Annotated in this window: 13 protein-coding genes; 12 read left to right on the forward strand and 1 reads right to left on the reverse strand. The window is 36.1% G+C overall.

Annotated features, from left to right (window positions below):
* Window positions 1-10 precede the first annotated feature (10 nt).
* The 10 genes from def (at window position 11) to CLOLE_RS09050 (ending at window position 9,701) form a co-directional block, all read left to right on the forward strand.
* Window positions 11-460, forward strand: a complete 450-nt coding sequence (gene def / locus CLOLE_RS09005; protein WP_013656793.1) for a peptide deformylase — start codon at window positions 11-13, stop codon at window positions 458-460.
* A 24-nt stretch (window positions 461-484) separates the two neighbouring features.
* The gene (gene fmt, locus CLOLE_RS09010; RefSeq protein ID WP_013656794.1) at window positions 485-1,420 is read left to right on the forward strand and encodes a methionyl-tRNA formyltransferase; all 936 of its coding nucleotides are present in this window, start codon (window positions 485-487) and stop codon (window positions 1,418-1,420) included.
* 18 nt (window positions 1,421-1,438) lie between these two features.
* Window positions 1,439-2,134 carry a zinc metallopeptidase gene (locus CLOLE_RS09015; RefSeq protein ID WP_013656795.1) on the forward strand — a complete coding sequence of 232 codons (696 nt, stop codon included), beginning with the start codon at window positions 1,439-1,441 and terminating at the stop codon, window positions 2,132-2,134.
* A gap of 144 nt (window positions 2,135-2,278) precedes the next feature.
* Window positions 2,279-3,616, forward strand: a complete 1,338-nt coding sequence (rsmB, locus tag CLOLE_RS09020; protein WP_013656796.1) for a 16S rRNA (cytosine(967)-C(5))-methyltransferase RsmB — start codon at window positions 2,279-2,281, stop codon at window positions 3,614-3,616.
* 2 nt (window positions 3,617-3,618) lie between these two features.
* Complete coding sequence (rlmN, locus tag CLOLE_RS09025) at window positions 3,619-4,656, forward strand: 23S rRNA (adenine(2503)-C(2))-methyltransferase RlmN (RefSeq protein ID WP_013656797.1); 1,038 nt, start codon at window positions 3,619-3,621, stop codon at window positions 4,654-4,656.
* 1 nt (window position 4,657) lies between these two features.
* Entirely contained in the window at window positions 4,658-5,401 is a 744-nt protein-coding gene (locus tag CLOLE_RS09030) for a Stp1/IreP family PP2C-type Ser/Thr phosphatase (RefSeq protein WP_013656798.1), read from the forward strand.
* A gap of 13 nt (window positions 5,402-5,414) precedes the next feature.
* Complete coding sequence (gene pknB, locus CLOLE_RS09035) at window positions 5,415-7,502, forward strand: Stk1 family PASTA domain-containing Ser/Thr kinase (RefSeq protein ID WP_013656799.1); 2,088 nt, start codon at window positions 5,415-5,417, stop codon at window positions 7,500-7,502.
* A complete protein-coding gene (gene rsgA, locus CLOLE_RS09040; protein ID WP_013656800.1) occupies window positions 7,503-8,399 on the forward strand; it encodes a ribosome small subunit-dependent GTPase A in 897 nt (298 codons plus the stop codon).
* 1 nt (window position 8,400) lies between these two features.
* On the forward strand, window positions 8,401-9,063 hold the full coding sequence (gene rpe / locus CLOLE_RS09045) for a ribulose-phosphate 3-epimerase (protein WP_013656801.1): 663 nt from the start codon (window positions 8,401-8,403) through the stop codon (window positions 9,061-9,063).
* A gap of 5 nt (window positions 9,064-9,068) precedes the next feature.
* Window positions 9,069-9,701 carry a thiamine diphosphokinase gene (locus CLOLE_RS09050; RefSeq protein ID WP_013656802.1) on the forward strand — a complete coding sequence of 211 codons (633 nt, stop codon included), beginning with the start codon at window positions 9,069-9,071 and terminating at the stop codon, window positions 9,699-9,701.
* A gap of 91 nt (window positions 9,702-9,792) precedes the next feature.
* Here the strand turns inward: CLOLE_RS09050 and rpmB are convergent, their stop codons facing one another.
* A complete protein-coding gene (gene rpmB, locus CLOLE_RS09055; protein WP_013656803.1) occupies window positions 9,793-9,978 on the reverse strand; it encodes a 50S ribosomal protein L28 in 186 nt (61 codons plus the stop codon).
* A 217-nt stretch (window positions 9,979-10,195) separates the two neighbouring features.
* Here rpmB and CLOLE_RS09060 point away from each other — a divergent pair, with 217 nt between their 5' ends.
* Window positions 10,196-10,555 (forward strand): Asp23/Gls24 family envelope stress response protein, encoded by a 360-nt coding sequence (locus CLOLE_RS09060; RefSeq protein WP_013656804.1) that lies wholly within the window; start codon window positions 10,196-10,198, stop codon window positions 10,553-10,555.
* A 43-nt stretch (window positions 10,556-10,598) separates the two neighbouring features.
* On the forward strand, window positions 10,599-12,248 hold the full coding sequence (locus CLOLE_RS09065; protein ID WP_013656805.1) for a DAK2 domain-containing protein: 1,650 nt from the start codon (window positions 10,599-10,601) through the stop codon (window positions 12,246-12,248).
* Window positions 12,249-12,309: the final 61 nt, after the last annotated feature.

Genomic DNA, 12,309 nt, shown 5'->3' on the forward strand with positions numbered 1-12,309 from the left:
GGAGGCAATTATGGCAATTAGAACAGAAAAAGAAGAAGTTTTAAGAAAGATATCAAAACCTGTAAAAAGTTTTGATGAAAGTTTATGGACCTTATTAGATGATATGAAAGAAACAATGTATCTTGCTGAAGGTGTAGGCATTGCAGCACCTCAAGTAGGCCTACTTAAACGAGCTTTTATTGTAGATATTGGAGAAGGTCCAGTAGAGTTTGTTAACCCTGAAATTCTTGCAGTTGAAGGCGAACAATTAGGGGAGGAAGGATGCTTAAGTGTACCTAAAAGATACGGCACAGTAAGACGCCCTAACTATGTAAAAATGCGTGCGCAAGATCGAAATGGGAATGTGTTTGAGATAGAAGGAAAAGAATTTATGGCAAGAGCAATGCTTCATGAATTTGATCATTTAGAGGGTAAATTATTCGTTGACTTAGTAGAAGGCGATTTATTCGAAGTAGAGTAACAGGTAGGAAAAGAGGAAAAGGTTATGAACGTTGTATTTATGGGTACACCAGATTTTGCAGTACCAACTTTAGAAATGCTAATTGATGAAAAATATACGGTGAGTGCTGTAGTGACACAACCCGATAAGCCAAAAGGTAGAGGGAAGAAGGAAAGCATGCCGCCTGTAAAAGAAGTAGCTCTTGCACATGGACTATCAGTTCTGCAACCAGAGAAGATAAGAGGGGATGAAGCATTTTACAACCACATACAATCTTTAAATCCGGATGTTATTGTAGTAGTAGCATTTGGACAGATTTTACCTGAAAGTATATTAAATATCCCTAAATATGGTTGCATTAATATTCATGGCTCATTACTTCCTAAGTATAGAGGAGCTGCACCTATTCAATGGTCTATTATTAATGAAGAGCTAATCACAGGTGTTACGATTATGTACATGGATAAAGGCATGGATACAGGGGATATGCTGCTTAAGAAAGAAATAGTGATTGATGAAGCAGATACTTATGCTTCACTTCATGATAAAATGAAAATAGTAGGAGCAGAGGCTCTTAAAGAAGCTATGCCTATGATTATTGCCGGTGGTAAAGAAAGACAAAAGCAAGAAGAAAGTGAAGCTACTTATGCGGCACTTATTCAAAAAAGTTTAGGTGAGATTAAGTGGCAAGCTTCTACAAGTAGCATCGATGCCTTAGTTAGAGGACTTAATCCTTGGCCAGGTGGCTATACTTACTATAAAGGTGAGGTAATGAAAATCTGGAAAGCAGTGAAAACGCTGAAACAAGGAGAAGGTGCGCCAGGGACCATTTTAGAAGTAAGTAAAGAGGGGATTTTTGTTAAAACTTTAGATGGAAGCCTATGCATTCAGGAAATTCAAATGCCTAATAAAAAACGTATGCCAGTTTCTGAATATATTAAGGGGAATACGCTTGATATAGGGGTGATACTAGGTATATAAGTTGAAGGAGTGAAGCGTATGCTCTACAGTTATGGAGGTAATTCCGGGATTTTATGGATTACTTTAGCTATGATGATTATACCCCTTTATGCTAGTTTAAAGGTACAAAATACTTTTAATGTTTATTCTAGAAAGCGGACCCTTTCAGGATATACAGGAGAAGAAGCAGCAAGACGTATTTTAGCAATGAACAATATTAATATTTCTATTCAACCTGTACGTGGATCAATGACAGATTTTTATGATCCTGTTAACAAGACATTGGCACTTTCTGAAAGTGTTTATAGCATGGATTCCATAGCTGCATTAGGGGTAGCTGCCCATGAAGCAGGTCATGCTATTCAAGATGCTAACGATTATGCTTTTTTACGCTTTAGACATACTATTTATCCAGTTGCTAATTTTGCGAGTCGTATATCTATGCCACTGGTATTTATTGGTTTATTCTTTGGAAGTATGCCATTCTTAGTAGATATAGGTATTTGGTTGTTTGCTATTACGACAGTATTTGCCATTGTTACATTACCGGTAGAATTTAATGCTTCTAAGAGGGCATTAGCTACGTTAGAATCAAGTGGCATTCTGGCACCAGAGGAATTAGTGGGTGCAAAAAAAGTATTAGATGCAGCAGCATTAACCTATGTGGCAGCAGCCATGGCATCTATTTTATCTTTGATTCGTTTAATTATGATTAGTAACCGTAATAATGATTAAAAATGGGGAGTGCTTTAACTCGAAGGAGGAGGCACTCTCTTTTTGGGTTGATGACCACTTTTTGCTAAAAGGATGGTTAAATGTTAGAATTAGTGGTACATTATAGTATGAATAATAAGCATAAGTAAAAGAGAGGTTTTAGGTATGAATAAAACGGTACGCGAGCAAATCGTAGACTTATTAATAGAAATAGAAAAAGAAGCTAGTTATGCACAGCTAGTGTTGAAACGTGCCCTTCAAGATATAGATGCAAAGGATAAAGGCTTTGTCACAGAAGTCGTTTATGGAACACTAAAGTACCAGATTAAGCTAGATTATATTCTTAATCAGTTTTCAAAAACACCTGTGCATCGGATGAAACCCCTCATTAGAAATGTAATGCGTATGAGTTTGTATCAAATGTTATATCTCGATAAAGTACCTACTTCGGCAATTATTAATGAAGCAGTAAAGATTGTTAAAAAAAGAAAGTTCCAAAACCTATCAGGATTTGTGAATGGTCTTCTTAGAAATATAGATCGTCAAAGAGAACAAATTATTTATCCAGATGAAACAAAAAATTTAGTATTAGCAATGAGTATTCATTATGCCATTCCAGAATGGATGATAGAAGAGTGGCTTAAGGTTTATAAAGAGGAAGAGGTAAAATCTATTTGTGAAGCACTTAATGAGAGAGCTGAGGTATGTGCACGTTATAATACGCTAAAAACAAATAAGCTAGAATTTGAAGAGACCCTTAAAGTAGAGGGCATTCAGTTAAAAGAAGGCGCTTTTTTAGAGGAAGCCTTTTATCTTAAAGGCGTAGATAACCTTCAAAATAGTCCTTCTTTTAAAAAAGGCGAATGGACAGTACAAGATGAAAGTGCTATGCTTGTAGCACATGTTATGGCGCCCCAAAAGGGTGATTGTATCTTGGATATGTGCAGCGCCCCAGGAGGTAAATCCATTCATATGGCAGAGCTTATGGAGAATGCAGGGCGCATTGTAAGTTGTGATATTCATCCACATAAGTTAGAATTAATCAAGAAGAATGCCGAGCGTATGGGGATAACCATTATTGAGCCAACCTTGCAAGACGGTACACTAAAGAATGAATGTTACGTGGAAGCTTTCGATAAAGTCTTATTAGATGCACCATGCTCTGGGTTAGGTATTATGAAGCGTAAACCAGATATAAGAACACATAAATCAAAAGAAGGGTTACTTGAGATTGTAGCCTTACAGAAAAAGTTAGCTTTGGCAGCTATAAGCTATCTCAAGCCAGGAGGGCGATTGGTTTATAGTACGTGTACTATTTCTCATGAAGAAAATGAAGGAATGGTAAGCTATATCAAAGCGTTAGGTTTAGAATTAGAAAATATAGTAGATACTATACCTAGCCCACTAAAGAGAGCCATTAAAGAAAAAGGTATGATTCAAATTTTACCTCATATGGCTGGCACAGATGGCTTTTTCATTGCTAGTTTTAAAAAAGGAGTTTAAGTATGAATGAAATTTTAAATCATACCATAGCAGAGTTAGAAGAAATAATACTGGCTTATGGAGAAAGTAAATTTAGGGCAAAGCAGCTTTTTGAGTGGTTCCACAAAAAGATGGTTTGGGATTATGATGAAATGAATAATTTACCATTGAAGCTTAGAGATAAACTCAAGGAAAATTATCCTATCCAGTCCCTTAGAATCGTAGAAAAGCTTTGTTCAGAAATAGATGGGACAATAAAATACTTGTTTGAGTTATCAGATTCACATATAATAGAAAGTGTTTTAATGCGTTATAAACATGGTAATTCCGTATGTATTTCTTCTCAGGTAGGATGTCGTATGGGATGCAAGTTTTGTGCATCTACTGTAGAAGGACGTGTTAGAAATCTTTTACCAGCAGAGATGGTAGGGCAAATTTATGCCATTTCCAAAGATACAAATGAACGCGTATCCAATATTGTTATTATGGGAAGTGGAGAACCCTTAGAAGAATTAGGGGTAACCTTAAGATTTGTGGAGCTTATTAATCATCCATCAGGACAAAATATTGGGCAACGTCATATCACTGTATCCACCTGTGGTCTTGTACCAGAAATAAAAGCCTTAGCAGAAGAGAAACTTCAAATTAATTTGGCACTTTCTCTTCATGCCACAACAGATGAGAGGCGCCAAGCAATCATGCCTATTGCTAGAAAATACAGCTTAGAAGAGGTATTGGCAGCTTGTCACTATTTCATTGAAAAAACCAACCGAAGAGTTACATTTGAATACGCATTAATTGAAGGCGAAAATGATAAGGAAGAAGATGCCAGACGTTTAGGTGGCCTTTTAAAAGGGATGCTTTGTCACGTTAATCTCATTCCTGTTAATCAAATAGATGAAAGAAGTTATAAAAGTAGTAAAGCTTCAAGTATTGAAAGGTTTAAAGGTGTTTTAGAGCAGTACGGTGTGCCTACAACATTACGTAGAACATTAGGCGCTGATATAGATGCAGCTTGTGGACAACTACGACGTAGGTATCTTAAAAAGCGAGGTGAATAGCATGCAAGCTATTGGCAAGGTAGACATTGGTAGAAAAAGAGTGCGAAACGAAGATGCCATCTTCGTTTCTAATTCACCTATTGGTATTCTGCCTAATTTATATATTGTGGCAGATGGAATGGGTGGACACAAAGCAGGAAGTATTGCAAGTGGATTAGCTATTTCATCTTTTTGTGAGTATTTAGAAGCACATAAGCATATTGATATAAAGACCCGAGAAGATGTAACTATTTTACTGAAACTAGGAATAAGAAATGCTAATCATGTTATTTATGAAAAGTCAAAGCAAGATGAAGCCTATAATGGCATGGGAACAACAATGACGGTAGCAACTGTCATAGAAGATATTGTCTATTTAGCTCATGTAGGTGACACAAGACTTTATTTAATGAATGAAGGTAGTATTTTTCAAGCCACAACAGATCATTCTTTAGTACAAGAAATGTTAGAGCAAGGTTATATTTCTGAAAATGAGACAAGGGCACATCCACAACGACACATCATTACTCGCGCAGTTGGTACATATGCAAAAGTCAAAATTGATACAGTGATGTTTGATCTAAGTAAAGTTCAGTATATGTTACTTTGTTCAGATGGATTAACATCTATGTTATCAAACGAGGAAATTCATGAGTGTGTACGTCGCAGTAGCGGGGAAGCGGAAGAAATCGTTGATTCACTCATAGAAACAGCAAACGCAAAAGGCGGAATGGATAATATAGCAGTAATTATTGTGAAAAAATAAGAGGTGAAAAAACATGTTAACGCCAGGGACCCTATTGGGAGAACGTTATGAAATCATTGAAAAAATTGGTGCAGGTGGAATGTCTATTGTTTATAAAGCAAAGGACAATAGATTACAACGCTATGTCGCTATTAAAGAGTTAAGAGAAGAGTTCGTACAAGATGAAGAGTTTGTAGCGAAATTTAGAAAAGAAGCACTTTCAGCAGCTAGCCTTTCACATCCTAATATTGTAGGTATTTATGATGTAGGTAGTGATAAGGATTTACATTATATTGTTATGGAATATGTTGAAGGGAAAACATTAAAAGAAGTCATTGCGGAAAAAGGACCATTTCCAGCTAAAACCGTATTAGAGTTAGGCGTGCAAATGGTATCAGCGTTAAAGCATGCCCATAGCAAGAAAATTATTCATCGTGATATTAAACCACAGAATATTTTATTAACCAATGAAGGTGTATTAAAGGTAACAGATTTTGGAATAGCTAAAGCTGTAGATTCATCTACTATTGTTGCCACCGGTAATGCCATTGGTTCTGTTCATTATTTTTCACCTGAACAAGCTAAAGGTAAGTATGTTAATGAGAGTAGTGATCTTTATTCTTGTGGTATTGTACTTTTTGAATTAGCTACTAAGAAGCTGCCTTTTGAAGCAGATTCACATATTTCTATAGCGCTCAAGCACATTAACGAAGAAATTCCTAGACCATCAGAATTCAATAAGGCTATTCCTAAAAATTTGGAGCAACTTATTTTAAAAGCAACAAGCAAAGGTCAAATGGATCGTTATCAAAATGCAGATGAGATGCTTTATGACATGAAAGGGATCTTACAAAATCCTAACTATGAAATTAAAGGCGTAGAAATTACAGAGAAAACTATTTTATTGTCACCAGCGGATACCCAGCTGTTAAGAGAGCAAAGCAAAGAGGTAGAGGCAGACCAAGAGCCTTCTGAAAAAGAGTCTAGTATTTACGAAGAAGAAACCAGTTTTTTGCAAGATGAAGAAGAGGATGAAGAGGTTTCAAAGTTATATAAAATACTAGTGGGAGCAGGGGGTGTTTTCGCCACATTAGCCCTGGTAGTGGCTATTTCCTTAGCATGTATTTTTTGGATTCCTTCTTTAGGCAAAAATATGAATATGGTTTCTGTACCAGATTTAACGAATAAAAGTTTAGAAGAAGCGACACAGCTACTTAAAGAACGCAATTTAAAAATTAAAATTGCAACAGGTAGTGATGAGACGGGAGTCGTTATTAATCAAAATCCGATATCAGGAAAACAAGCTAAGAAAAATTCTATAGTAGAAGTAGAGTTAGCTTCAGATGAGAATCAAGCTCTACCAGAAGGCGAAACTGTAGAATTACTTGATTTTACAGGAGAATATCAAACAGATGTATTAATTAGAATTAAGGAGTTAGGCTTAGATACTAGTGCAGTAGAGATTAGACCACAACCAGATGAAATCGTTGAAATTGGCAAAGTTATTAGTCAAACACCAGCGGGTGGCAGCATGGTTGCCTCAGGAGATCCTATTGTTTTGTACGTTAGTTCAGGTCCAGACAAGAAGATTCAAATGACAACTGTTCCAGATGTTAAAGGAAGAACACCGGAGGAAGCAAGAAGTATTTTATCACAGTCAAATCTTAAATTAGGTAGTGAAAAACCACAAAGTAGTGAGACTGTAGCAGAGGGGCTAATCATTGATCAAGCTTTAGCTGTAGGTACAGAAATTGAAGAAGGCAGCAGTATCAATGTTATCGTAAGTACAGGTCCAGCTACGCCTGAACCATCTCCAGAACCAACACCAAGCCCAGAACCAACACCAACTACTGATCCCAATCAGCCTACAGCACCAACAGAGGTAACAAAAACATATGCATTGTCACTTCCTGTACAAATAGAGGAGGATAAGGAAAGTTATCATGTGGTAGCAGTGCTTACTTTAGCTAGTGGTTCAGATCCGGTTTTCGATGGTGTTGTGACAAAGGATCAATTTCCTATACAGCTTTCTTTAAAAGGTTCAGGTAAAGGTATCCTATCTGTAACGATTGATGGTGAGCCTAAATATGAAGACCCTATTGATTTTAATGAGGTGCAGTAAATGAGACTAGAAGGTACGATTATTAAAGGTATAGCAGGCTTTTACTATGTAGAAGCTAATAAGACTATCTATGAATGTAAAGCAAGAGGTAAATTCAGAAATAAAAACATTATCCCCGTCATAGGGGATAATGTGCTTATTAGCTTGAAAAAGGAAGAAAATTCAAACGATCGTTATTTAGAGGGAACTATAGAAGAAATTCTAGAGCGAAAAAACAGTTTAATTAGACCAGCCGTGGCTAATGTAGATCAGGCCATGGTAGTATTTTCAGTGAGTTATCCTCAGCTTCACATAGATCTTTTGGATCGCTTTTTGCTACACATTGAAAAAGAAGACATCGTCCCTTATATATTACTGAATAAAATAGACGAAGGTAATGAAAATGAATATGCTGAGCTTGTAGAACGCTACACTAAAATAGGCTATGAAGTGATTTGTTTATCAGCGAAAATGAAAATTAACACAGAACTTCTGATGCCTAAGCTACAGAATAAAACAACTGTTTTCGCAGGACCATCAGGTGTTGGAAAATCTACACTTATTAATACTATAGAAGAGAATTTGAAATTAGAAACAGGAGAGGTAAGTGATAAGATAAAAAGAGGTAAACATACCACAAGACATGTAGAGCTTATCCCATTAAGTGAAGGTGGCTTTGTACTAGATACACCAGGATTTACTTCATTACAATTAGAGGGTATGGAAGCGGATCAGCTTCAATACTATTTTCCAGAGTTTGATGCTTTCTTAGGCTCATGTAAGTTTAGAGGATGTACCCATTTACATGAACCGGGATGTGAGGTCATTAAAGCTTTAGAAAAGGGAGAAATATATGAGGAGCGCTATGAAGCATATGCAGCGTACTACAAACAATTAAAAGAGATAAGGAGATGGTAATGTGATTCATTTGAGTCCTTCAATACTTGCAGCGGATTTTGCTAATTTGCAGAAGGAGATAGAGAGTGTACAAGAGGGAGGCGCTACTTATATCCATGTGGATGTTATGGATGGTGCTTTCGTTCCTAATATTTCATTAGGTGCACCTGTAGCTAAAAGTATTCGCCCTCATATTAAGGGAGTAATGGATGTCCATTTAATGATTGAGGCACCAGAACGTTATTTAGAAGATTTTAAGGTGGCAGGTGCAGATATATTAACAGTTCATCTTGAAGCAACTCATCATATTCATAGAGTTGTTCAACGTATTCATGATTTAGGAATGAAAGCTGGGATTTCACTTAATCCAGGAACACCTGTAAGTTTATTAGAACCCATTATAGAGGATATTGATTTAGTGCTGATTATGTCCGTTAACCCAGGCTTTGGTGGTCAAAAATTTATTCCTTATTCACTAGAGAAATTGATGCAAGTTAAAGCTCTAGCACAAAAACATAATCGATTGGATTTACTTATTGAGGTAGATGGTGGTGTAACAATGGATAATGCAGAGGCAATTATTAAAGCAGGTGCTAATGTACTGGTGGCTGGTTCATCTGTATTTGATGGTAAAGCAGCTACGGCAAATGCAAAGGCTTTTGTAAAACTTTTTGAAAGCTGCTAAGCCCTATGAAAGTACTTATTTTAACAAATGGAGAATATGGAGACTATAGTTTTTGTCAAGAGGAAAGTCACTATGACCGAGTTATTTGTGCAGATCGTGGTATATGTCATGCTAGAGCATTAGGAATCACACCAGATTTAATAGTCGGAGATTTTGACAGTGGAAGTGAAGAGGACTTAACTTATTTTGAGAGTCAGGGCATTCGTGTGTTGCGTTTTAAACCTGAAAAAGATGAAACAGATACAGAAATTGCAGTTCAGCAAGCTATTGAAATGGGTGCAAAAGAAGTGGATATATATGGTGGGTTAGGAAGTAGATTAGATCATAGCCTAGCTAATATTCATCTTTTATACCCTCTATTAAAAAGAGGAATAAGTGGACGTTTGTTAAATCCCAATAATAGTGTATCTTTAGCGATGCATCAGTGCATCATTAAAGGGGAAAAAGGAGATTTGGTAAGTCTTATTCCTTTTGCGGGTGATGTAGAAGGGGTGACAACAACAGGACTGGCTTATGCGCTTCACAATGCTACTATACCTATAGGGACAAGTCTTGGAATTAGCAACTATTTACTAGGTCAGGTAGCAGAAGTAACAATGAAAAAAGGTGTTTTGATAGTCATTAAAGCAAATGATTAAAATTTAAGTCATAGAGAATAGATTTTAGAAATATGATAAAAATAAAAGCGATTACCGAAAGGTAATCGCTTTATTTATAGCAAGCTTGTAACTACGCACGTGCTACTAAGTTTGAACGTAAGCAACGTGTACAAACATTCATAGTTTTAACAGCTCCGTTTTGGTTAACTCTAACTTTTCTAACATTAGACTTCCACATTTTGTTAGATCTTCTATGAGAGTGGCTCACTTTAATACCAAAATGTACGTCTTTTGAACAAATTTCGCATTTTGCCAATTTGAACACCTCCTTGTCTTAAATCCGTGACATAACAAGGGTTATTGTAACAGATAATAGGACATATTGCAAGTAGTAGGACGTTTAATTTTTTGGAAAAATTCACTTTCCGATGATTTGGATGTATAAAGGCTTTTTTATTTGACAATGATGTGATATAATGATAAAAAATTTAATTAAATTGAAATGAGTATGGACTAGATGAGGAGGTCTATTTATGCCAAGTAATTTTTCAAATGAATATGGTCATATAATAATCAACGAAGAAGTTATTGCACAGATTAGTGGTGTAACAGCTATGGAGTGTTATGGCGTTGTTGGCATGGCCGCTAGAAACGTAAAAGACGGCATTGTACATCTATTAAAGGGTGAAAGCTTAACCAAAGGGATAGCCGTGCGTTTAAATGAAAATAAAGCCAATATTGACTTTCATGTTATAGTCGAATACGGTACTAAGATTTCTGCTGTAGCAGATAACCTAATGAGTACAGTAAAATACAAAGTAAAAGATGCACTTGGTATTGAAGTCGAAAGTATTCGTATCTTCATTGAGGGTGTAAGAGTAGATAAAGAATAATAGTTTGTATAAGAACCTTGATGGGTTTGAGGAGGCATATAAAGTGGAAGTTAGAAAAATAGATGCAGCTCAGCTTCAAGCAATGTTTATTGCAGGAGCTCAGCTACTAGATGAAAAGAAGCAGATGGTTAATGAAATGAATGTCTTTCCAGTGCCAGATGGTGATACAGGAACTAATATGTCATTAACAATCTTAGCGGCTGCAAAGGAAGTAGAAGCTGCTACTAAAGTAGATTATAGCTCTATTGCTAAGGCAGCAGCAACAGGTTCTTTAAGAGGAGCTAGAGGAAACTCAGGTGTTATTTTATCTCAGCTTATTAGAGGCTTTTCAAAAAGTATTACGGAAGCTACAGAGAATGGAGAAGAAATTGATACTGTAGTACTTGCTAATGCTTTCCAAAAAGGAGTAGATACAGCTTATAAAGCAGTTATGAAACCTAAAGAAGGAACAATCTTAACTGTAGCAAGAGAGATTGCAATTAAAGCTCTTGAGATGAGCCTTGAAACAGCAGATATGAATGTGTTTATTGAAAGTGTGCTTCAACATGGTTATGAAACACTTAATAAAACACCAGATATGCTTCCAGTTTTAAAAGAAGCTGGTGTTGTAGATGCAGGTGGACAAGGATTACTATGCATATTAGAAGGTGCAGCTCGTGTTATTATTGAAAACCTTCAAATTGAAATTAAAAAGCCGACAGTAGCGCCAAACGAAGCAGCATTTGCGGCACTTAAGAATTTTAATACAGAAGATATTACCTTTGGTTATTGTACAGAATTTATTGCAACTAAAAACCAAGGTTCTAAATATGAAGAAGAAAGTTTTAAAGCGTACCTTGAAAGTATTGGTGATAGTATTGTAGTCGTATCGGATGAGGAATATGTAAAGGTACATGTACACACAGATAATCCGGGACTAGCTCTTCAAAAAGCACTTGAATTTGGTGCACTTCATAACTTAAAAATTGAGAATATGAGAGAGCAACATTCTTCTATTTTTAATGAAGGTGAAGAAGCAAGTAGCGAACCTAAGAAAGACCTAGGTTTTGTTTCTATTGCTGCAGGTAGTGGTATTGCAGACATTATGAAAAGCTTAGGGGTTGACCAAGTGATTGAGGGTGGTCAAACCATGAACCCTAGTACAGAAGATATTTTAAAAGCGGTTAAAGCATGTCATGCTGAAAAAGTAGTTGTGCTACCTAATAATAAAAATATTATTTTAGCTGCAGAGCAAGCAGCAGCTATAGATGAAGAAACAAAAGTTTTTGTACTACCAACAACAACTATGCCTCAAGGTATTGCAGCTATGATTGCCAAGGATGGCCATGATGGAGATGTTGAAGAGTTAATGGAAGATATGAAGGAAGCTGTATCAGGTGTACAGACAGCTCAGATTACCATTGCTGTAAGAGATACAACTTTAGAAGGTGAAAATATTATAGATGGTGAATACCTAGGGATGTTAGAAGGACGTATTGTAGTACATCACAAAGATTTAAAAGTAACTTTCAATGAATTGCTTAAAAAAATGAAAGAAGATGCTGAAGTTATTACTGTGTATTACGGCGAAGAAATCACAGAAGAAATGGCTAAAGATTATCAAAAAGATGCAGAAGCTATTTTTGAAGATGCAGACGTTGAACTTTATCATGGGAACCAACCTGTATATTACTTTATGATTTCTGCAGAATAAGCATAAACTCATAGGCAATTCCATACAATGTGTGTGGATTTGCCTTTTTTATGTGGAAAGG

It is taken from the genome of Cellulosilyticum lentocellum DSM 5427, from assembly GCF_000178835.2.
Lineage (GTDB): Bacteria > Bacillota > Clostridia > Lachnospirales > Cellulosilyticaceae > Cellulosilyticum > Cellulosilyticum lentocellum.

Bases quoted from the DNA above. Each gene is read 5' to 3' on its own strand.
- def (WP_013656793.1), top strand. From the start codon at position 11: ATGGCAATTAGAACAGAAAAAGAAGAAGTTTTAAGAAAGATATCAAAA.
- fmt (WP_013656794.1), top strand. From the start codon at position 485: ATGAACGTTGTATTTATGGGTACACCAGATTTTGCAGTACCAACTTTA.
- CLOLE_RS09015 (WP_013656795.1), top strand. From the start codon at position 1,439: ATGCTCTACAGTTATGGAGGTAATTCCGGGATTTTATGGATTACTTTA.
- rsmB (WP_013656796.1), top strand. From the start codon at position 2,279: ATGAATAAAACGGTACGCGAGCAAATCGTAGACTTATTAATAGAAATA.
- rlmN (WP_013656797.1), top strand. From the start codon at position 3,619: ATGAATGAAATTTTAAATCATACCATAGCAGAGTTAGAAGAAATAATA.
- CLOLE_RS09030 (WP_013656798.1), top strand. From the start codon at position 4,658: ATGCAAGCTATTGGCAAGGTAGACATTGGTAGAAAAAGAGTGCGAAAC.
- pknB (WP_013656799.1), top strand. From the start codon at position 5,415: ATGTTAACGCCAGGGACCCTATTGGGAGAACGTTATGAAATCATTGAA.
- rsgA (WP_013656800.1), top strand. From the start codon at position 7,503: ATGAGACTAGAAGGTACGATTATTAAAGGTATAGCAGGCTTTTACTAT.
- CLOLE_RS09050 (WP_013656802.1), top strand. From the start codon at position 9,069: ATGAAAGTACTTATTTTAACAAATGGAGAATATGGAGACTATAGTTTT.
- CLOLE_RS09060 (WP_013656804.1), top strand. From the start codon at position 10,196: ATGCCAAGTAATTTTTCAAATGAATATGGTCATATAATAATCAACGAA.